We start from the raw sequence: 20,719 nt of genomic DNA on the forward strand, positions 1-20,719 counted from the left end.
ATGAGCGGTCAAGCTTCTCACGCCGAGCATAGCCACGGCAGCGTCAAGTCCTATGTGATCGGTCTGATCCTGTCCATCGTGCTGACCATCATCCCGTTCGGGGTGGTGATGACCGGCTCGTTCGCTACCTCGACTACACTGCTGATCATCGTGGCCACCGCCGTGGCCCAGGTGCTCGTGCAGCTGATCCTGTTCATGCACATGAGCACGAAGACCGATGAGGGGTGGAACTTCACCTCCTTCGTCTTCACCGTGGCGATCCTGGTCCTGGTCATTGGAGGTTCCCTATGGATCATGTACAACCTTCACCTGAACATGATGATCGGGTAATGGCGACCTCCTCGCGGCGTAGGGACTATCTGGCGCTGACCAAGCCAGGGATCATCGGCGGCAACGCCATCTCGGTACTGGGCGGCTTCTTCCTGGCCGCCCAGGGCCAGATCGATCCCTGGCTGCTGCTGGCCACGCTGGCAGGTTTGTCCCTGGTGATCGCGTCCGGGTGCGCCTACAACAACGTCATCGATCGCGATATCGATGCGGTGATGGAGCGTACCCGCAGCCGGCCCCTGGTGCAGGGGCGGCTGTCGGTGGCAGAGACGCTGCGCTTCGCGACCCTGCTCGGGGTCGCGGGCTTCGCCCTGCTGGCGGTGTTCACCAACGCCGTGACCGTGGGCCTGGCGGCCTTCGGCTTCGCCATCTATGTCGGCGCCTACAGCCTGTGGCTGAAGCGCCGTTCCGAGTACGGGACCCTCGTGGGCAGCTTCTCTGGCGCCATGCCGCCAGTGGTGGGCTACTGCGCGGTGTCCGGCGAGTTCGACATGGGCGCGCTGACGCTGCTGGTGATCTTCTGCATCTGGCAGATGCCGCACTCCTACGCCATCGCCATCTTCCGCTTCAAGGACTACGAAGCCGCGAAGATTCCCGTGCTGCCCGTGGTGCGTGGCATCAGTACCGCCAAGCACTACATCCTGGGCTACGTGGTGGCCTTCCTGTTCGCCTCCCTGGCGCTGAGCGTGGCCGGCTATGCCGGTCCGGGCTACTTCGCCGTGGCACTGGTGATGGGCGTCTACTGGCTGTACCTGGCCATGCAGGGCTACTGGACCACCAACGCCGAGCGTTGGGCGAAGCGCGTGTTCGGCTTCTCCATCCTCACCATCACCGCGCTGAGCGTGATGATGTCGGTGGAATCCAGCCTGCTGCCGACCACACCGTTGATGGCCGCCCTGGGCTGAGCCGCTTCCGTTGGCGGAACCTCCCCGGTCTCTGCCTATACTTGCCGGTGAAGACACATCGTGTGGCGGGCCACCCCGGCCCGTCCCCGGCAGGAGGGAGTGCCATGTTGACACATGCCTGGGGCATCCTCGCCCACCCGAAGCGCGAGTGGCAGCAGATCAAGGAAGAGCGCGAGACACTCACCCACCTCTACGAACACCACGTGCTGCTGATGGCAGCCATCCCCGTCGTCTGTTCCTACATCGGCACCACCCAGGTGGGGTGGAGTCTCGGTGGGGGCACGACCATTCAGCTCGGCTACCTGGACGCACTGGGGGCCGGCATCGTCTTCTATCTGGTGATCCTGGCGGCCGTCTATGCGGTCGGCAAGGTGATCCGCTACATGGCCAAGCGCTTCACCAAGCCGCCGAGCCAGAGCCAGTGCATCGTGTTCGCCGGCTACGTGGCGACGCCGATGTTCGTCAGCGGCATCGTGGCGGTCTATCCGCTGATCTGGCTGTGCATGCTCGCCGGCGTGATCGGGCTTTGCTACACGGCCTATCTGCTCTATCTCGGTATCCCGTCCTTCCTCGGCATCAATACCGAGGAGGGCTTCATCGTCTCCAGCGTGACGCTGGCCATCGGGGTGCTGGTGCTGGAGGCGCTGCTCGGCATCACCGTGCTGCTGTGGGGCTACGGCGAGCGCATCATCCTCTCGCTGATCGGCTGATCCCGCCACGGCACCGTGCCCGATCGGGAACGTCAGGCAGTTCAGGACTGAAAAGGGCGGCCCTCGGGCCGCCCTTTTCGTGCTGTCTTTCTGTGAGTCGTATCCGTCGTTCTCGTCGCCCCGACGAGGAGACCTGTGCCGGACTACTCGTCGGTGGTCTCGATGCGGGTCATCGCCTGCTCGAGGGCCGAGAGGGTGCGATCGAGCGCGTGCAGCTTGTCGAAGCCGAACAGGCCGATGCGGAAGGTGCGGAAGTCGTCGCCCTCGTTGCACATCAGCGGCACGCCGGTGGCGACCTGCAGGCCGCCGGCGGCGAACTTGACCGCCAGGTCCGGGTCGCTGGTGTAGCTCACGATCACGCCGGCGGCCTCGAAGCCGGGGGCGGCGACGCTGCGGTAGCCGTGTGCGGCCAGCAGCTCGCGGGCCCGGCGGCCGAGTTCGAGCTGTTCGTCCTGGAGCCGTTGCAGGCCGTAGCCCTCGGCCTCGGCCACGGCGTCGCGCAGGGTGCGCAGGGCGTCGGTGGGCAGGGTGGCGTGGTAGGCGTGGCCGCCGGCCTCATAGGTCTCCATGATCGACAGCCACTTCTTGAGATCACAGGCGAAGCTCGAGCTCTCGGTCTCCTCGATGATGTCCCGGGCCAGGCGCGACATCATCACCATGGCGCAGCAGGGCGAGCCGCTCCAGCCCTTCTGCGGCGCGCTGATCAGGATGTCGACGCCGGTGTCCTGCATGTCGACCCAGTCGGTGCCGGAGGCGATGCAGTCGAGCACCAGCAGGCCGTTCTGATCGTGGATGGCCTCGGCGAGCCGGCGGATGTAGTCGTCGGGCAGTTTCACGCCGGACGAGGTCTCCACGTGGGGCGCGAACACCAGATCGGGTTGCTGGTCCTGGATCGCCTCGAGCACCTCCTCGATGGGGGGCGGCGTGAACGGCGAGGTCGGGTCGTCGTCATCCAGACGCACGGCCTTGCGCACATAGAGGTCCGAAGGGATGTGTCCGCGCTCCAGGATCTGGTGCCAGCGATAGCTGAACCAGCCGTTGCGGATCACCAGGCAGCGTCGGTCGGTGGCGAACTGACGCGCCACCGCTTCCATGCCGAAGGTGCCGCTGCCGGGAACGATGACCGTCGAATGCGCGCGATAGACCCGCTTCAGCGACGCGGAAATGTCACGCATCACCTGCTGGAAGCACTGCGACATGTGGTTGAGGGAACGATCCGTGTAGACCACCGAGTACTCGAGCAGTCCATCGGGGTCGACATCGGGCAGTAAACCGGCCATTGCTGTCTCCATGTTATCGGACGCGGCCTCCTGGCGGCGGAGGGCGCCTTGCACGTTAGAAGAGGATATTCCCTATCCCCGCTTCAGGCCAGGGTACGAGCGGCGGGCCGCGACGCTGACGTGGATCATTCCCCGCCGTGGCGAAAGGGGCCGCGTTGTACCAGACTGACGTCTACGCAGGGAAACATCGTTTCCTAACTGGAGAAGCCTCATGAAGACCTTGCTGATTCCCGCCGCCGCGGCCTGTCTGGTGGCCGCCGCCGCCGCCGCCGTCGCCGCCGCCGCCGCCGCCGCCGCCACCGCCCACGCCCAGGGCGGCCCCATGACCTATCAGCCGAGCCCCTACGTCGGCGCTGATGCGCTGTTCTGGGAGCTCGACCCGGATGGCCGCGCCGATGATCGCGACAGCACCGGCCTGCGTCTGCGCGCCGGCGTCGCCTTCAATGACTACTTCGCCCTGGAGGGGCATCTCGGCTCCGGCGGCTCCGATGGTGGCCTGGACCTGGACTACCTGGCCGGCGGCTACGCCAAGGGCATGCTGCCGATCACCCCGAGCTTCACGCTCTACGGGCTGCTGGGCGCCACCGAGGTCGAATTCGACGGCGCGGACTCCGAAACCGACGTCTCCTACGGTGGGGGCGCCAGTTACGCGCTGATGCCGAACCTGTCGCTGGACGCCGATTACATGCGCTATCTCGACGAATCGAACTACGACTTCGATGCCGTGAGCCTCGGGGCCAGCTATCACTTCTGATGCCGCTGGATAGCGAGCGGCGATAGATCGCGAGCCGCGGATGATGCCCCGTTACTGCGCCCCCGCTTGCCAGCGGGGGCGCTGCTCGTTTCGGCCACCGCGGCCGGGGCGTCTCCCGGGGATGTCCCTTGATGGCGCAGACATGTCGCACTCTCGTGAGGCGCACGCCTTTTCATGGTGCACGCGGCCCGGGCGAGGGGGCGGCAGCGAGGGCGCCCGGCCCCGTCATCGCGCCGTCCGCGATCGATCTGGCACGTTACGTGCAGAGCCGTATCGAACAAGGTCACGAAAGGTGCTGCCATGTCCTCTCCCTCCTCCCGCCCCGACGTTCCCGGCCCGAGGCTGCTCTTCACCGATCTGGATGGCTCGTTGCTCGATCACCAGACCTATGACTGGTCGCCGGCCGCGGAGTGGCTGACGCGGCTGCGCGAGGAAGGCGTGCCGGTGATCCCGGTGACCAGCAAGACCCGCAGCGAGCTGCTGGCCCTGCGCCAGGCCCTGAATCTCGTCGACAGTCCCTTCGTGGCCGAGAACGGTGCGGTGGTGGGGCTGCCTGCCGCCTGGTGCCACGCCCGCCTGGAGCGCACCCCCGGCCCCGACGGACTGGTGATCAAGACGCTCGGCGTGGACATCGGCTTCATCCGCCAGCGCCTCGCGGTGTGGCGCGAGCGCCTGGGCGTGCGCTTCACGCCGATGGGCGAGATGCAGCTCGATGATCTGGTCGCCTTCACCGGGCTCAGCGAGGAGGAGGCGCGCCTGGCGCGGATGCGCGAGGGCAGCGAACCGCTGATCTGGGCCGACAGCGAGGCGCGGCTGGAAGACTTCCGCCAGGGGCTCGCCGGCGACGGCCTGCACCTGGTGCGCGGCGGGCGCTTCTGGCACGCCACCGGCGAGTCCGACAAGGGCCAGGCGGTGAGCTGGCTGAGCGAGCGCTTCACGGCCCTGCGCGGCGTGCGTCCGTTGACTCTGGCGCTGGGCGATGGGCCCAACGACATCGCCATGCTCGAGGCGGTGGATCAGGCGGTGGTGATCCGCGGCTGCCACGGCCTGGAGGTGTCGCCGCCACAGCCCGAGCTCTACCGCAGCCGGGAAAGCGGCCCGAGCGGCTGGGCCGAGGGAGTGAACTACTGGTGGGGGCGAGGCGGGCGCCGGCAAGCGCCGGCGCTGACGGCATCCGGCAGCCGCGATAACAACGACGTGGGGAGTGTCAGCGCATGAGCGATTTCCATCAGAACGGCATCATCACCGATTTTCACAACCTCACCCGCCGGCCGGTCGAGGAACTCGAGGCCGACCTGGTGCGCTTCTCGGCGCAGCGGCCGATGAGCCTGATCCTGCCGTCGCTCTATTCCGAGCTGGAGGGGCCGGCGCTCTCGCACATCGTCGACGAGCTGGCCCGGGTGCCCTATCTCTCCGAGATCGTGATCGGCCTCGACCGCGCCGATCACGCCCAGTTCGGCAGGGCCCGCGAGTTCTTCTCGCGGCTGCCCCAGCGTCATCGCATCCTGTGGAACGACGGCCCGGGCCTGCGCGCGCTGGACGCCGAGCTGGAAGCGCAGGGCCTCGCGCCCCAGCAGCCGGGCAAGGGGCGCAACGTCTGGTACTGCGCCGGCTACGTGCAGGCCTCCGGGCGCAGCGAGGCGGTGGCGCTGCACGACTGCGACATCCTCACCTACGATCGCGGCATGCTGGCGCGGCTGTTCTATCCGGTCGCGCACCCCTACTTCAACTACGAATTCTGCAAGGGCTACTACCCGCGCATCGCCGACGGCCGGCTCAACGGCCGGGTCTCGCGGCTGATGGTCACGCCGTTGCTGCGCGCGCTCAAGCAGATGTTCGGGCCGCTGCCGTACCTCGAGTACCTCGACTGCTATCGCTATGCGCTTTCCGGCGAGTTCGCCATGCGCACCGAGGTGCTCGACGGCATTCGCATCCCCGCCGACTGGGGGCTCGAGATCGGCGTGCTCTCCGAGGTGCATCGCAACTACTCCACCCGCCGGCTGTGCCAGGTGGATCTGGCCGACAGCTACGACCACAAGCACCAGCCGGTCTCCGAGGAGGACGCCTCCGGCGGACTCAACCGCATGAGCCTGGACATCGCCAAGGCGCTCTACCGCAAGCTGGCGACCCAGGGCGTGACCTTCAGCGCCGAGGGCTTCCGCACCCTCAAGGCCACCTACTACCGCATGGCGCTGGACCTGATCGAGGCCTACGACCACGACGCGCGGATGAACGGCCTGAGCCTCGACCGACACAGCGAGGAGCGGGCGGTGGAGCTGTTCGCCACCAACCTGCTCGAGGCCGGCGGCGTGTTCCTCGACAACCCCGGCGAGCGGCCCTTCATCCCCAGCTGGAACCGGGTGCGGGCGGCCATTCCCGACCTGCTGCCGCGCATGGCCGAGGTGGTGGAGGCCGACAACGCCGTCTGACCCCGCCGCCTGCCGCCACCAGCACCGCCCCCAGGCATTGGCCATGTGGGCGGTGCTTTTTACGCCGTTTTCCCGCTGACGGCGGATTTACCCGCTGCTGTTGACCAGCCACAGGGCGCCGTAGGGCGGCAGGGCATCCTCTGCTCGCCATGTCTCGCCGCCGATCCGGTCGCGCCACTCGCCTTCGTTGAGCGGCTCGAGCGCCAGCGGCTGGGGGCGATCGGTGACGTTGTGGATCGCCAGCAGACGGCGCCCGTCGGGCAGCGGGCCGCGCTCGACCACCAGCAGCGTGGCCGGCGTCTCGATCACCCGCTGGGACACGTCCGGATGGAAGCAGGGCTCGTCGCGGCGCACCTCGAGCAGCCGCTTCAGGGCCGTGAAGGCCTGGTGGGTCGAGGTGTGCGGGCTGTCGAGCAGCCGCTCCAGGGCGCCGCGATCCCAGTGGTGGCGGTTGATCGAGCGCAGCCGGCCGCTGCGCTCCATGCCCTCGATGTCGTTGAGGGTGCCGGTCAGCGCGTGCAGATAGAGCGCGGGGATGCCGCGCAGGCCGAGCATCAGCTGCTGGCTGCACAGGAAGCGCGGCATCTGCCAGGGGTCGGCGCCGCGGCGCGTGCCCTTCATGGCGTCGAACCAGGTGATGTTGATCTCGTAGGGCGAGTCCTCGCCGTCGTCCTTGGTGCGCATGCTGACGAAGCCGCCGAAGCGGTGCATCAGCTCGAGCAGCGCCTCGACCTCGTGGTGGGGCAGCCAGCCCTCCAGCGGGCGCACGCCGATGCCGTCGTGGCTGGCGGTGAAATTGAGGAAGCTGCAGCCCGGTGGCAGCTCGGGCAGGCTGCGCAGCCAGGCCGCCAGGGTGCCGGCCTCGCCGCTGGTAAAGGTGTGCAGCAGCAGCGGCGGCAGCGGGAACTGATAGACCAGGTGGGCCTCGTCCGGCGGCGTGCCGTCCTGTTCCAGCCGTTCGAGGCCCTGACGTTCAAGACCCTGACGTTCAAGACCAAAGTAGCTGATGTTCTCGCGGTGGGGCACGTTGGTCTCGGTGAGGATCAGCGTGCCCGGTGCCACGTGATCGACGATGGCGCGCAAGAGCCGCACCACTTCGTGGGTCTCCGGCAGGTGGATGCAGGAGGTGCCGACCTGCTTCCACAGGTAGGCGATGGCATCCAGGCGGATTACCCGCGCGCCCTGGCAGAGGTAGAACAGCAGGATGCCGACGAACTCCAGCAGCACGTCGGGATTGGCGAAGTTCAGATCGATCTGATCCTCGGAGAAGGTCGCCCACAGGTGGCGGGGGCCGCGGCGCGTCGGCACCTTGACCAGCAGCGGCGAGCTGCGCGGCCGCACCACCGCCGAGAGATCCGTGTCGGGATCCATCTCGATGAAGTAGTCACGCCCGGGCAGGTTGCCGCCGAGATAGTCGGCGAACCACAGCGACTCGCGGGACACGTGGTTGAGCACCAGGTCGACCCCGAGGTCGAGGCGGCTGGACAGGCGCCTCACCTGGGGCCAGTCGCCCAGCTGCGGGTCGACCTCGCGGTAGTGGATGACCGAGAAACCGTCGTCGCTGCTCCAGGGAAAGAAGGGCAGCAGGTGCACGCCGCTGAAGGTCTCCCCGAGGCGCCCGATGACGAAGTCGTCGAGCACGTCGAGGGGGGCCTGCTCGCCGTCGATCAGGCTGTCGCCGTAGGCGATCAGCCACTGGTCGCGTTCGCTCCACAGCGGCCGGGCGGGCGGCGCCTCCCCATCCGGGGGCGTCATGGGGGCCTGATGCGCCAGGAGGGTGAGCAGCCGGCGCAGCACCTCGTCGGCGCGAGGGCCATAGAGCATCGTCAGATGGCGGTGGGCCCGTTCGCGGAAGGTGCCGGCGGCCAGCGGCGTCGAGAGGGAAGGTTCCGGCATGGGCGATCGCCTCTTGTGGGGGTTTTCCTGAACATGCAGATGCCGTGCCACCTGTGAACATAGCGGACTAGGTGCGACTCGGCGACAAGCCGTCGAGCGGGGCCGGCCTACCGGAGACACATGAATACCTCCTCGTGGCTCCCGACGCCTTGCCTGGCGTGGGAGCTTCTCTCCGGCGTGTCGCGGGCACCCTCCGTGAAGGCCAATGTACCGCTTGAGTCTATAGCGGCTACAGGCTCTAGGCTGATGCCCTGTTTCGATGACGGGCCCCAGGAGGTCAGGATGGCGCAAGACGCCGTGCAGGAAGCCGAGAAGGATGCGTGCCGGCAACATCGGTGGCGCGTGGAGGGCATGGACTGTCCGGGCTGCGCCGGCAAGATCCGCGGCGCCCTGGAGCGTCTGGAGGGCGTGGAAGACGTGCGTGTCTCGGTCATGCAGGGCTCGCTGGCCCTCTATCTGGATGCCGGTCGTACGGCGCCCGAGGCCGTGGAATCGCTGGTCGAACGGCTGGGCTATGGCGTGCGTCGTCAGACGGCGGCTGCGGGGGGCGTTGCCGAGGCTTCGGCGGAGGCGGGCTGCTGTGCCGGGAACGACCCCGATCAGCACCAGGCGCGCGATCATGGCGATGGGGCCTCGCCGGCGGCCGGCGCCCCGGCTCCCCGGCGCTGGTATGCCACCGTCAAGGGGCGCCAGGCGCTGGCCACCGGGGCGGCGCTCGGTGTGGCCACGCTGCTGCGCCTCACCGTCGGCGCGGAGCTGGCCCACTGGGCCTTCCTCGCGGCCTGCCTGATCGGGCTGGCGCCGGTCGCCCGCCGCGCGGTGACGGCGGCACGGCTCGGCATGCCGTTCACCATCGAGATGCTGATGACCCTGGCCGCCGGCGGCGCGCTGATCATCGGCGCCGCCGAGGAGGCGGCCATGGTGGTGCTGCTGTTCGCGATCGGCGAGATCCTCGAGGGCGTGGCGGCCGACCGGGCCCGCTCGGGCATCCGCGCGCTGGCCGACCTGGTGCCCGGGGAGGCGCGGCTCGAGACCGCCGCCGGCGAGACCCGCACGGTGGACGCGTCCCGGCTGGCGGTCGGCCAGGTGGTGGTGGTGCGCCCCGGTGACCGGATTCCCGCCGACGGCACCATCCTCGCGGGCCGCTCGTCGATCGACGAGTCGCCGGTGACCGGTGAGTCGGTGCCGCGGGCCAGGGGCGAGGGCGACGAGGTGTTCGCCGGCTCGATCAATCACGATGCCGTGTTGCGGCTGCGCGTGTCCCGGCCGCAGGAGGACAACACCATCGCGCGCATCATCCGGCTGGTGGAGGAGGCCCAGGAGGCGCGGGCGCCCACCGAGCGCTTCATCGACCGTTTCAGCCGCGTCTACATGCCGGTGGTGGTCGGCCTGGCCGTGCTGGTGGCCGTGGTGCCGCCGCTGGCGCTGGGCGGCGCCTGGGGCGAGTGGACCTATCGCGCCCTGGCGCTGCTGCTGATCGGCTGCCCCTGCGCGCTGGTGATCTCGGTGCCGGCCTCGATCGCCTCGTCGCTTTCCAGCGGCGCCCGCCACGGGCTGCTGCTCAAGGGCGGCGCGGTGATGGAAGCCGCGGCCCGCACCGAGGCGGTGGCCTTCGACAAGACCGGCACCCTGACAGAGGGCCGGCCGCGGGTGACCGACGTGGTGCCGGCGGGCGATGACGTCGCCGTGCAAGACGTGCTTGCCCTGGCGGCGAGCCTCGAGCGCGACGCCAGCCATCCGCTGGCGTTGGCGGTGCTCGAGCACGCGGAATCACTCGGCGTCGCGCCCGGGATCGTCACCGAGGCGCGGGCGGTGCCCGGCCAGGGCGTCGAGGGGGCGATCGAGGGCCGACGGGCCTTCGTCGGCGCGCCGCGCCACGCGGCGGCACGCGGCACCTTGTCCGAGGCCCTGGGCGCACGCCTCGAGGCCCTCGAGGCCGAGGGTAAGACGGTGATCGTGGCGCTCGAGGACGGCGTGGCGGTGGGGGCGATCGCCCTGCGTGACGAGCCGCGGCGTGATGCCATGGCCGGCGTGGAGGCGCTGTCGGCGCTGGGCGTGCGCTCGGTGATGCTGACCGGCGACAACGATCGCACCGCCGCGGCCATCGCCGGGCGCCTCGGCATCGAGCGTCGCGCCGAGCTGCTGCCGGAGGGCAAGGTGGAGGCGATCCGCGAGCTGGCCCGCCATGAGCGGACGATGATGATCGGTGACGGCATCAACGACGCCCCGGCGCTGGCCAGCGCCCAGGTGGGCGTGGCGATGGGCTCCGGGACCGACGTGGCGCTGGAGACCGCCGACGGCGCGCTGCTGCGCAACCGGGTGGGCGACGCGGCGGCGCTGATCCGCCTGGCGCGGGCGACCATGGCCAACATCCGTCAGAATATCGCCATCGCCCTGGGGCTGAAGGGGCTGTTTCTGGTCACCACCGTGCTCGGCATCACCGGGCTGTGGCTGGCCATCCTGGCCGATACGGGCGCCACCGTGCTGGTAACGCTCAATGCCCTGCGGCTGCTGCGCTTCGCGCCGGGCAGTAACTGAGCAGTATTGAGGAGCGGCTGATCCGGGGACAGGCCTGCGAGGGGCGCCATGAATCCTTCCCTGGAGGCTACCTACGCCCTGCTGCGCTCTCGCGTCCTGCTTCGCTTGCAGGGCCGGTGCTGGCCATCCTTGGCCAGCCCGTTCGGAGCAGTGCTCCTCACCCCTGGCGTAGAACCCCCTCTTCGACCTGTCCCCGGCGCCCCTATGGTGCAATGCAAGAGGCTTATACCTCCTTGTACAGCTCTGCGCCCTGGTCGCGGAACTTCTCGGCCTGTTCGGCCATGCCGCGCTCCACCGCCGCTCGATCGCCGTCGAGACCGTTTTCCGAAGCGTAGTCTCGGACCTCCTGGCTGATCTTCATCGAGCAGAACTTGGGCCCGCACATGGAGCAGAAGTGGGCCACCTTGGCCGAGTCCTTGGGCAGGGTCTCGTCGTGGTACTCGCGGGCGGTGTCCGGGTCGAGGCCGAGGTTGAACTGGTCCTCCCAGCGGAACTCGAAGCGCGCCTTGGAGAGCGCATTGTCGCGGCGCTGGGCGGCCGGGTGCCCCTTCGCGAGATCGGCGGCATGCGCGGCGATCTTGTAGGTGATGATGCCGGTCTTGACGTCGTCCTTGTTGGGCAGCCCCAGGTGCTCCTTGGGCGTCACGTAGCAGAGCATGGCGCAGCCGTACCAGCCGATCATCGCCGCGCCGATGCCCGAGGTGATGTGATCATAACCGGGCGCGATGTCGGTGGTCAGCGGCCCGAGGGTGTAGAAGGGCGCCTCGTCGCACTCGGCAAGCTGCTTGTCCATGTTCTCCTTGATCAGGTGCATGGGCACGTGGCCGGGGCCCTCGATCATCACCTGGACGTCGTGCCGCCAGGCGATGCGGGTCAGCTCGCCCAGGGTCTCGAGCTCGGCGAACTGGGCCTCGTCGTTGGCGTCGGCCACCGAGCCCGGGCGCAGGCCGTCGCCCAGCGAGAAGGCGACGTCATACTGCTTGCAGATCTCGCAGATCTCCTCGAAGTGCTCGTAGAGGAAGCTTTCGCGGTGGTGGTAGAGACACCACTTGGCCATGATCGAGCCGCCGCGGGAGACGATGCCGGTGGTGCGTTTGGCCGTGAGCGGCACGTAGCGCAGCAGCACGCCGGCGTGGATGGTGAAGTAGTCGACGCCCTGTTCGGCCTGCTCGATCAGGGTGTCGCGGAACACCTCCCAGGTCAGGTCCTCGGCCACGCCGCCCACCTTCTCCAGCGCCTGGTAGATCGGCACGGTGCCGATCGGCACCGGGGCGTTGCGGATGATCCACTCGCGGGTCTCGTGGATGTTCTGCCCGGTGGAGAGGTCCATGATGGTGTCGGCGCCCCAGCGGATGCCCCAGGTCATCTTGTCGACCTCGTCCTCGATGGAGGAGGTGACCGCCGAGTTGCCGAGGTTGCCGTTGATCTTCACCAGGAAGTTCCGGCCGATGATCATCGGCTCGGATTCCGGGTGGTTGATGTTGTTGGGGATGATGGCGCGGCCGGCGGCCACCTCGTCGCGCACGAACTCGGGGGTGATCTCGTCCGCCAGGCGGGCGCCGAAGGCCTCGCCCGGATGCTGGTGGCCGAGGATGCGCTCGACCTCTGCCGACCCCAACGCCTGGCGCTTCTGGTTTTCCCGAATGGCGATGAATTCCATCTCCGGGGTGACGATGCCCCGGCGCGCGTAGTGCAGCTGGGTGACGTTCTTCCCTGCCTTGGCCCGGCGAGGCGTGCGGGTCAGCTCGAAGCGCAGCGGGGCGAGCATCGGGTCGTTGGCGCGGCGGCGGCCGTACTCGGAGGTCGGGCCGTCGAGGAGCTCGGTGTCGCCGCGGGCCTCGATCCAGCCGCGGCGCAGCTCGGGCAGGCCGCGGCGCAGGTCGATGGCGGCCTCGGGGTCGGTGTAGGGGCCGGAGGTGTCGTAGACCAGCAGCGGCGGGTTCTGCTCATCCGGGCCCTCGCCGGAGGTGCGGGTCGGCGACAGGCCGATCTCGCGGAAGGGCACGCGGATATCGGGCCGCGAGCCTTCGACGAAGACCTTGCGCGAGCCGGGTAGCGGGGCCACGGCGGCGGCGTCGACGCGGGCGCTCTCGTTGAGGAAATGGGTGGTCTTGCTCATGGTCGTGCTCCCTTGGCTTGAGTGGTTCGTCAGGGAGGACCGTCGGGGAGGACAGGGGCGGCCGACGCCGAGGCGCCGCCGCGTGTCGCTTGATCCCTACGCTGGTCCTAGCCAGTTCAGGTTCAACGGGACCCATGCTCGGGCGCCTCGCGCCGCATGATCTCAGCCGTCTTCAACGGCACCCCGTCAAGCGTGGTGGTGCCCGCCGTGATGGCGGGCCGTGTCATCATCGTTATCTCTTGCATGTGGCTCGGGGCTGATCCGGGGGCAGCTCTCCGAGGAGGCGCTGTGAATACCTCCCTGTACGCTACCGACGCCCTGCTGCGCTCTCGCGTCCTGCTCCGCTTGCAGGGCCGGTGCTGGCCATCCTTGGCCAGCCCGTTCGGAGCAGTGCTCCTCACCCCTGGCGTAGGACCTCCTCTTCGAGCTGCCCCCGGCGCCCCTCATTCACTCGGCAGATATCTCTCAGTCCGCGCGATCCAGCCCCATCTGCCAGAAGTCGATCTCCAGCCGGGTGGCGTCGCGGAACAGCCGCGCCAGCTGGTCGAAGCGCGCCGGCGTCACCTCGGCCAGGCGCGCGTCCAGCCAGGCGATCTCGGCGTACATCGCCCGCTGGAAGTCGTCGCCCCGGTACATGGCGATCCAGGCGTCATAGGGGTTGGCGTCGCCGCGCACGGTGAACGGCTGGGACTGAAGCCAGTTGGCGATCTCGCCGTAGCCCACCAGGCAGGGGGCCAGCGCCACGCGCAGGTCGAGCAGGTCGCCGCGGCTGCCGGCGTCGAGCACGAAGCGGGTGTAGGCCAGGGTGGCGCGAGCCTCGGGCACCGCCGCCAGGTCGTCCTCGCCGATGCCCCAGTCGCGGCAGAAGCCGCGGTGCAGGTCCAGCTCGACGTCGAGGATGGTCTTCAGGCCGTCGAAGGCCTGGCGCAGCTCGTCCAGGTCGCGGCTCTTGTAGGCGGCCAGGGCGTAGGCGCGGGCGAAGTGGATCAGGAACAGGTAGTCCTGCTGCAGGTAGTGGCGGAAGGCATCCGCCTCCAGCGTGCCGGCGCCCAGGGCGCGGACGAAGTCGTGCTCGGTGTAGGCGCGCCAGTCGGCCTGGCAGGCGGCGGTGAGATCACTGAAGCGACGGTCCATCTTGCCTCCGATTCCGATGAGAGCGGATGCCGGAGGGCGTGCATGGCGCACTGGCGTAGCGGAAGCGGGGAGGGAGCGCCGGGCGCAAGGAGGGCGCGCGGGCCCGCCGCCTGATTCCCTACGCCGGTTCACGTGCGGCGTCTGCCACACCCACCCGGATCAGGTTCCACGGGACCAGCGCTGGGTGCTGTCTCGAGCGTTGTCGAGCGCGAACCTGCGCCATCTCAGCCGGTTCCACCGGCACCCCGTCAAGCGAATGGGCCGAGTCTAGCAGCTTGGCGGGCGACGAACATCCCTGTCGTCGCCCCGGCCACGGTGCGACGGCAGCGTGACGGTCATTCGCCCTGGACGGCGCGGGCCTCGGCACTCGCCGACCGCGCCCAGTCGCTGCCGAAGGACTGGATCGGCATCTCGCAGAGCCGCTCGGCCGGGGGCGCGGCGGGCTCGTCGGCGGGCTCGAGATCCAGCGGCGCCGGCTCGGCCTCGAGCACCGCCGGCGGGGCGGTCTCGCCGGGCACCAGCAGCAGGCCGCGCCGGCGCAGGCCACGCCCGATCGTCAGGCTGCTGCTCCAGCGCACCAGCGGCGCGGCCAGCATCAGCCCTAACCACACCGGCGTCAGCCACCAGAAGAAGGTCGGCGTGGCCCACCAGGTCACGCCCGCCCAGCAGAGGCCGATCAGGCTGCCCGGCCAGGTGTGGCGCAGCGCCTCGCGCCAGGGCAGGGCGCGTCCCTCGCGTGACTGGGGGTTCCAGGCCACGGTGCGGCCGCTGAAGACCTCGATCACGAAGCGGCTGTGGAAGACCATCATCAGCGGCGCGATCAGCATCGCGAACAGCGCCTCCAGCAGGGCGCTGGCGACCAGCCTGCCGCGTCCGCCGTAGTGGGACGGCGCCCGGCACAGGGCCAGCACGACGCCCAGCAGCTTGGGCATCAGCAGCATCGCCAGGGTGCCGCCGAGCAGCGGCATGATCAGGTTGGGCGGGGCGATCGGCCAGTCCGGGAACAGCTGGGCGTCGGAGGTGAAGAAGTTGGGCGCGATCAGGGCGCGCAGCAGGGCATCGGCGGTGCTGACCGCGAGGATCGCCAGCCAGATCAGCGACGACAGGTAGGCCAGGGCGCCGCACAGGAAGTGCACCCGGCTGACCAGGTGCAGGCCGCCGGCGCCGAGCAGTCGCAGGTGCTGCAGGTTGCCCTGGACCCAGCGGCGGTCGCGCTTGGCGTAGTCGAGGATATGGCTCGGCATCTCCTCGAAGCTGCCGCCGAGGTCGGTGCGCATGCGCACCTCCCAGCCGGCGCGCCGCAGCAGCGCGGCCTCGACGAAGTCGTGGCTGAGGATGTCGCCACCCAGCGGCGGGCGTCCGGGCAGCTCGGGCAGGCCGGCATGCCGAATGAAGGGCGCCACGCGCAGGATGGCGTTGTGGCCGAAGTAGTTGGCGGCGTCGGACTGCCAGAAGCTCAGGCCGGCGGCCAGCATCGGCGAGTAGACCGCCGCCGCGAACTGGTTGGCACGGCCGAACAGGCTGTCCTGGCGCACGGGGATCGGCACCGTCTGCAGCAGCCCGAGGCGCGGATTGGCCTCCATCTGGGCGATCAGCTCATGCACGGTATCGCCGCTCATCACGCTGTCGGCGTCGAGCACCAGCATGAAGTCGTAGTGCTGCCCCCAGCGCTGGCAGAAGTCGCCGAGGTTGCCGGCCTTGCGGCCGGCGTTGCTGTCGCGATGGCGGTAGTGCAGCCGGCAGTGGCCGGCCAGCCGCCGCTGCAGCGCGGCCATGACGGCCTTCTCCTCGGCCACCACGGAATCGTCGGTGCTGTCGCTGAGCACGAAGGCCTCGATGTGCCGGCGCTCGGAGATCGGCGGCAGGTCCCGGCAGGTCGCCTCCAGACCCGCGGCGACCCGCTCGACGTCCTCGTTGTGGATCGGCATCACCAGGGCGGTGCGCGAGCGGGCGTCGTCGGGCGGCCGGGGCGAGCCGGCCCTGGCCAGGCTCAGCGGGTCGCGGCCGGCGAGGCTCAGGGTGAAGCCGATCAGCCCGCTCCAGAAGGCCACGGCGATCCAGCCGAAGGTCACCGCGAACAGCGCCATGACCGCCAGCTCCAGCGGGGTCAGGCCGCCGACGTGGAGGATGCGGAACATGGTCCACACGCCGAGGGCGGTGGTGGCGGCGATCAGCAGGGCGACGGCCCAGCGGCGGGTGCGGCGCCAGGGAATGGGCGCCGCGGCATTGCGGCAATCAGCGGCGCTCATCGGGATACCAGACATAGTTCCAGGTTTCGGTCAGCGGCTCGCCGTGCAGGGTCAGGGCCAGGCGCATGTCGGCCGGCGTGCCGTCCTCCGGCGCGAGGCGGAAGCTGGCGCGCCAGGTGCCGTCGGGCAGGCGCTGGACGCGGGGCTCGATCAGCTCGCCGCTGGAGGTGGTCAGGTGCGGCTCCACCGCCTGGTCGGCGTCGAGGCCGTCGAGCGTGGGCCCCTGGAAGTCGACGATGAAGACGCGCTGGCTCTCGGGCGGCGGATCGTCCTGCCCCGGCGTGGCGCCCCAGCCCTGACGCGAGCGCAGCACATGGGCGAGCCGCTGTTCGGGCGGGGTGGCGCCGAGGGTGCTCAGCCGGTAGCGGAAGGTCCGCGAATGGCCGGCCTCGAGCGGCTGCTCGGGGATCCAGTAGGCGGTGATGTTGTCGTTGGCCTCGCTGTCGGAAGGGATCTCGACCAGCTCGACGCGGCCCTGGCCCCAGTCGCCCAGCGGCGTGACCCATTCGCTGGGGCGCGTCTCGTAGCGGGCCTCGGCATCGAGGTAGGCCTCGAACCGGCGCGGCCGCTGGATCAGCCCGAAGCCCCGGGGCGAGGCGTCCTGCAGGCTCGACAGGTGCAGCGTCGCGGGATTGCTCAGCGGGCGCCAGATGCGTTCGCCGTCGCCGGTCTGCATGGCCAGGCCGCTGGAGTCGTGGACCCGCGGGCGATAGTCGTCCGCCGGGTACTCGCCGAGTCCGCCGTGCATGTACATGCTGGTCAGCGGCGCGATGCCGAGCTTGGCCACGTCCTCGCGGGCGAACAGCCGCGCCTCGGTCTCGACCGTGGTCGGCTCGCCGGGGGCGATCTCGAAGCGATAGGCGCCGGAGAGGGAGGGGCTGTCGAGCAGGGCGTAGACCGTCAGGTGCGTGTCCTCGGGACCGGGCTCGACCAGCCAGAACTCGCGAAAGGCCGGGAACTCCTCGCCGCGGGGCGCGCCGGTGTCGATGGCCAGTCCGCGGCTCGAGAGGCCGTAGCCCTGATCGCGGCCGACCATGCGGAAATAGGAGGCGCCGAGAAACACCATGAACTCGTCGCGGTAGTCCCCACTGTTCAGCGGGTAGTGCAGGCGGAAGCCGGCGTAGCCGAGATCGCCGAGGGCCTCGGCGTCGAGATCGGCCAGCCCGGCGGCTTCGTCGTCGTAGCGGAAGCGCGACGGGTCGAAGGGCAGCGGACTGACCTCGCCGTCCCCGTCGACCAGGTTGAGCGCGACCGGCTGGTCGTAGAGGAAGCCGGGATGGAACAGCTGGACCTCGAACAGCCCCTCGTCGTGCCAGACGGCGCGGTCGGGGCGGAAGCGGATCTGGCGATAGGCGTCGTAGTCGAGCTCGGTCAGCGCCGGTGGCAGGTCGGCGTTCGGCGCCTCATAGGGCGCGTCGGCCAGTCGCTCGGCGCGGTCGGTGACGCGCTCGAACAGGCCCTGTTCGTCGGCGGGCTTGGCGCTGGCCTCCATGGCCAGCGTCGCCCCCAGCGAGAGGGCTAGTAAACGGAACAGCGATGTCATGGGGTGACTCTCCTTGGAATCCCGCCGGCATTCCCTGCGCGAGCCGGTCCAGGGGGCTTGTCGTGTTATGGGTATCGTTGTCGTCAAGGCGTACCGGAGTTGGTCAGCACGCCGCCGGGATGGTTCCGCCCCGCGGCGCCGACGGGGTTACTTGTAGACGCGGAAGCGCTTCCAGTCGGCGCGGCCCTCGAGCTGCTCGGGGGTCTTGCGATAGCGCTTGTACTCCCACTGGTACTGGACCGGGTCCAGGGCGATGGCGGCCTCCACGCAGGCGTTCACCCCGGCCGCCGAGGTGGTCTCGTCGCTCGAGTAGACGCGCTCGTCGGCGGCCAGGAAGTGCAGCGCGAAGCCGCGGCCGCGCACGCGCCTGGCCACGCCGGTGACCACCCGCGCCTCGGTGCGGGCCACCAGCTTGGGCAGCAGGGTGGCGGTGTAGGCCTGGCGGCCGAAGAAGGGCGCGAACACGCCGCTGCCCCAGCTCGGCGTCTGGTCCGGCAGGATGCCTACCGTCTCGCCGCGCTTGAGCGCCTTGAGCAGCGCCGCCACGCCGCGCGGGTTGGTCGGCACCAGTTCGGCGCCGCGCCGCTCGCGGCCGCCGCGGATGATCGGATCCAGTGGGGCGAGCTTGGGCGGCTCGTACATGGCGGTGAAGGGGAAGTGCCCGGACAGCCAGAAGTTGAGCACCTCCCAGTTGCCGAAGTGGGGCGCCAGCACGATGACGCCGCGCCCCTCGGCGCGGGCCTCGTCGAGCAGCTCGCGGCCATGGACCTCGAGAATGCTGGCCTCGACCCGGTCCGGCTCGCCCATCCAGGCCAGGCCCAGCTCGAGCATGGTGGCGCTGGAGTGCACCAGGCTGCGCCGCGCCAGGCGGCGGCGTTCGCCTTCGGGGCAGTCGGGATAGGCCTGGGCCAGGTTGATGCGGGTCACCCGGCGCTCGCGGCGGCTGCCGAGCTGCACCAGCGGGCCGGTCATGCGCGCCAGGTGCCACAGCGAGGCCGGTCGCCAGTTGGCGAGGGTGCGCCACAGGCCGGCGATCAGCCGCGCCTGGAGGCGCCCCGGGGTGTGTTGCGTGTCGGCCATGGATCAGATCAGCCAGGTGTCGACGTTGTCGGGGGCGCGTTTCTCCTGCAGGCCCTTGAAGCCCTTGACGCAGCGGATGATCATCCACACCGCCAGCGCGATCAGCAGCGGGAAGCCGATCACGACCAGGGTCAGCAGCGAGGCGACGAGGGCGTAGACCAGGCCGATCCAGAAGGTGCGGATCTGGTAGCGGTAGTGTTCGTCGAGCCAGGACGGGCCCTTGCCGCGATAGATGTAGGCGATCACCACGCCGATGATGCCGGTGAAGCCGACCACGAAGCTGGCCAGGTAGAGGGCATAGACGACCATTGCCATGGTGGTGTCGGGGGCCGGGGCGTCGTCGGCGACTACGGCGTCGTGGCGCGCGGGGTCATGCTCGTTCATCGGTCGTCCTTGAAAGGGTGAATAGCGTGTTGCTCATGATACTGGCCTGCGTTGGCGATGCCACCGTATGCCATCGGCGACGCCGGCAAGAGCCTTCAGCCAGTTCGGTAAAAGCCTTCGGCCGGGTCGGAGCGCCTGCGGCGATGTGGCCTGATCCCTCAACGCTTGGGGCGGCTGATCTCGAGCAGGTTGCCGTCCGGGTCGCGCAGGTAAAGCGACTCGATCTCGCCGATGGCGCCCTGGCGACTGACCGGCCCCAGCTCGACCTCGATGGAGAGCGCCTCGAGGTGGCGCTGGACCTCGTCGAGGGGCAGCTGGCTGCGCAGGCACAGATCGAGGCTGCCCGGGGTGGGCGTGGCGGCCCGGGGCTGGATATCGGTGGCGGTCCAGTGCAGGCGCAGGGCCATGTCGCCGAGCATCAGGTCCACGCGCTCCTGATCGCGATAGCGGACGTCCAGCCCCAGTACCCGGGTGTAGAAGTCCACGGCGCGGGAAATATCGGTCACGGTGATGACCAGGTGGTCCAGACCTGACAGCATGCATGCCTCCTGAAAGTGAGTCCTGCCACAGAGAATACGATGATGCCGACCTGTCCGCTATGCGCATCCACCGACCACGCGCCCTACCATCGCGATGCGCGGCGCGACTATCGCCGCTGCCGACGTTGCGCACTGGTGTTCGTGCCGGCCCATCAGCGCCTCGGGCCGGCGGAGGAGAAGGCGGTCTACGACCAGCACCAGAACTCCCCCGACGACCCTGGCTATCGTCGCTTCCTGTCGCGGCTGTTCGAGCCGCTGGCGGCGAAGCTCTCGCCGGGCGCCCGCGGGCTCGACTTCGGCGCCGGCCCGGGGCCGACGCTGTCGGTGATGTTCGAGGAGGCCGGCCACCCGATGGCGATCTATGACGCCTTCTACGCGCCGGATGCGGCGGCGCTCGAGCGTACCTACGATTTCATCACCTCCACCGAGGTGGTCGAGCACCTGTTCGCGCCCGGCGCCGAGCTCGAGCGCCTGCTCGGTCTGCTGGCGCCCGGCGGCTGGCTGGGGCTGATGACCAAGCGGGTGCCGCCAGGCGTGGAGGCGTTCGCCGGCTGGCACTACATCCTCGATCCGACCCACGTCTGCTTCTTCGACGAGGCGAGCTTTCGCTGGCTCGCCGATCGCTGGCAGCTGACGGTGAGCTTCCCGGCCGGCGACGTCGTATTGCTGCAGAAGGCATGAGGGCGCTTCGGTCGATAACACGCCGTTATAGTCATCGAAGTGTCGCGAAAAATCCCTCCAGGGAGGATTGGCGGCGCTCGTGACCGGGCGTATATTCGTGCGCGAATTCCCGTCACCGCCGCCCCGGCGGCGGCGTTGTCTCGCGGCTCGT

General features: G+C 69.5%; 17 protein-coding genes and 1 riboswitch. Of the genes, 8 read left to right on the forward strand and 9 right to left on the reverse strand.

The annotated features are described in order from the left end of the window. The 3 genes from cyoD (at position 1) to ACGTNF_RS00655 (ending at position 1,942) form a co-directional block, all read left to right on the forward strand. Positions 1 to 330, forward strand: a complete 330-nt coding sequence (gene cyoD, locus ACGTNF_RS00645) for a cytochrome o ubiquinol oxidase subunit IV (protein ID WP_394599951.1) — start codon at positions 1 to 3, stop codon at positions 328 to 330. Further along, entirely contained in the window at positions 330 to 1,232 is a 903-nt protein-coding gene (gene cyoE / locus ACGTNF_RS00650; protein WP_016856086.1) for a heme o synthase, read from the forward strand. Before cyoD ends, cyoE begins: the two co-directional genes overlap by 1 nt. A gap of 104 nt (positions 1,233 to 1,336) precedes the next feature. Then, positions 1,337 to 1,942, forward strand: coding sequence for a Yip1 family protein (locus ACGTNF_RS00655; RefSeq protein WP_394599952.1), 606 nt, complete (start codon positions 1,337 to 1,339; stop codon positions 1,940 to 1,942). 143 nt (positions 1,943 to 2,085) lie between these two features. Here ACGTNF_RS00655 and ACGTNF_RS00660 read toward each other — a convergent pair whose 3' ends face one another. Next, on the reverse strand, positions 2,086 to 3,222 hold the full coding sequence (locus tag ACGTNF_RS00660) for an aminotransferase class V-fold PLP-dependent enzyme (protein WP_394599954.1): 1,137 nt from the start codon (positions 3,220 to 3,222) through the stop codon (positions 2,086 to 2,088). A 211-nt stretch (positions 3,223 to 3,433) separates the two neighbouring features. Between ACGTNF_RS00660 and ACGTNF_RS00665 the strand changes: the two genes are divergently transcribed. From ACGTNF_RS00665 to ACGTNF_RS00675, 3 genes are all read left to right on the forward strand, one after another. Continuing rightward, the gene (locus ACGTNF_RS00665; RefSeq protein WP_394599955.1) at positions 3,434 to 3,976 is read left to right on the forward strand and encodes a porin family protein; all 543 of its coding nucleotides are present in this window, start codon (positions 3,434 to 3,436) and stop codon (positions 3,974 to 3,976) included. 300 nt (positions 3,977 to 4,276) lie between these two features. Beyond that, a complete protein-coding gene (locus tag ACGTNF_RS00670; RefSeq protein ID WP_394599956.1) occupies positions 4,277 to 5,194 on the forward strand; it encodes an HAD-IIB family hydrolase in 918 nt (305 codons plus the stop codon). Beyond that, on the forward strand, positions 5,191 to 6,405 hold the full coding sequence (locus tag ACGTNF_RS00675; protein ID WP_394599957.1) for a glycosyltransferase family protein: 1,215 nt from the start codon (positions 5,191 to 5,193) through the stop codon (positions 6,403 to 6,405). Before ACGTNF_RS00670 ends, ACGTNF_RS00675 begins: the two co-directional genes overlap by 4 nt. A gap of 87 nt (positions 6,406 to 6,492) precedes the next feature. On the opposite strand, the gene ACGTNF_RS00680 is transcribed toward ACGTNF_RS00675, so the two are convergent. Beyond that, positions 6,493 to 8,301 carry a sugar phosphorylase gene (locus ACGTNF_RS00680; RefSeq protein WP_394599958.1) on the reverse strand — a complete coding sequence of 603 codons (1,809 nt, stop codon included), beginning with the start codon at positions 8,299 to 8,301 and terminating at the stop codon, positions 6,493 to 6,495. A gap of 282 nt (positions 8,302 to 8,583) precedes the next feature. Between ACGTNF_RS00680 and ACGTNF_RS00685 the strand changes: the two genes are divergently transcribed. Further along, positions 8,584 to 10,839, forward strand: coding sequence for a heavy metal translocating P-type ATPase (locus ACGTNF_RS00685; RefSeq protein ID WP_394599959.1), 2,256 nt, complete (start codon positions 8,584 to 8,586; stop codon positions 10,837 to 10,839). A 223-nt stretch (positions 10,840 to 11,062) separates the two neighbouring features. Here ACGTNF_RS00685 and thiC read toward each other — a convergent pair whose 3' ends face one another. From thiC to ACGTNF_RS00720, 7 genes are all read right to left on the reverse strand, one after another. Then, positions 11,063 to 12,958: a phosphomethylpyrimidine synthase ThiC gene (gene thiC / locus ACGTNF_RS00690; RefSeq protein ID WP_394599960.1), complete on the reverse strand. Its 1,896-nt coding sequence runs from the start codon at positions 12,956 to 12,958 to the stop codon at positions 11,063 to 11,065. A 76-nt stretch (positions 12,959 to 13,034) separates the two neighbouring features. Then, positions 13,035 to 13,154: riboswitch (TPP riboswitch) on the reverse strand. 269 nt (positions 13,155 to 13,423) lie between these two features. After that, positions 13,424 to 14,092, reverse strand: coding sequence for a thiaminase II (gene tenA / locus ACGTNF_RS00695; RefSeq protein WP_394599961.1), 669 nt, complete (start codon positions 14,090 to 14,092; stop codon positions 13,424 to 13,426). A gap of 335 nt (positions 14,093 to 14,427) precedes the next feature. Then, a complete protein-coding gene (gene mdoH, locus ACGTNF_RS00700) occupies positions 14,428 to 16,341 on the reverse strand; it encodes a glucans biosynthesis glucosyltransferase MdoH (RefSeq protein WP_394599962.1) in 1,914 nt (637 codons plus the stop codon). Further along, positions 16,328 to 17,884, reverse strand: coding sequence for an OpgD/OpgG family glucan biosynthesis protein (locus tag ACGTNF_RS00705; protein ID WP_394599964.1), 1,557 nt, complete (start codon positions 17,882 to 17,884; stop codon positions 16,328 to 16,330). The genes mdoH and ACGTNF_RS00705 overlap by 14 nt, the downstream gene beginning before the upstream one ends. 147 nt (positions 17,885 to 18,031) lie before the next feature. Continuing rightward, complete coding sequence (locus tag ACGTNF_RS00710; protein ID WP_394599965.1) at positions 18,032 to 18,964, reverse strand: lysophospholipid acyltransferase family protein; 933 nt, start codon at positions 18,962 to 18,964, stop codon at positions 18,032 to 18,034. 3 nt (positions 18,965 to 18,967) lie between these two features. After that, positions 18,968 to 19,348 (reverse strand): DUF4870 family protein, encoded by a 381-nt coding sequence (locus ACGTNF_RS00715; RefSeq protein WP_152478468.1) that lies wholly within the window; start codon positions 19,346 to 19,348, stop codon positions 18,968 to 18,970. Between the two features lie 158 nt (positions 19,349 to 19,506). Continuing rightward, the gene (locus ACGTNF_RS00720) at positions 19,507 to 19,887 is read right to left on the reverse strand and encodes a VOC family protein (RefSeq protein WP_394599966.1); all 381 of its coding nucleotides are present in this window, start codon (positions 19,885 to 19,887) and stop codon (positions 19,507 to 19,509) included. 39 nt (positions 19,888 to 19,926) lie between these two features. Between ACGTNF_RS00720 and ACGTNF_RS00725 the strand changes: the two genes are divergently transcribed. After that, complete coding sequence (locus tag ACGTNF_RS00725; RefSeq protein WP_394599967.1) at positions 19,927 to 20,568, forward strand: class I SAM-dependent methyltransferase; 642 nt, start codon at positions 19,927 to 19,929, stop codon at positions 20,566 to 20,568. The last annotated feature ends 151 nt before the right edge of the window (positions 20,569 to 20,719 follow it).

Source organism: Halomonas sp. B23F22_10, assembly GCF_043496975.1.
Lineage (GTDB): Bacteria > Pseudomonadota > Gammaproteobacteria > Pseudomonadales > Halomonadaceae > Halomonas > Halomonas smyrnensis.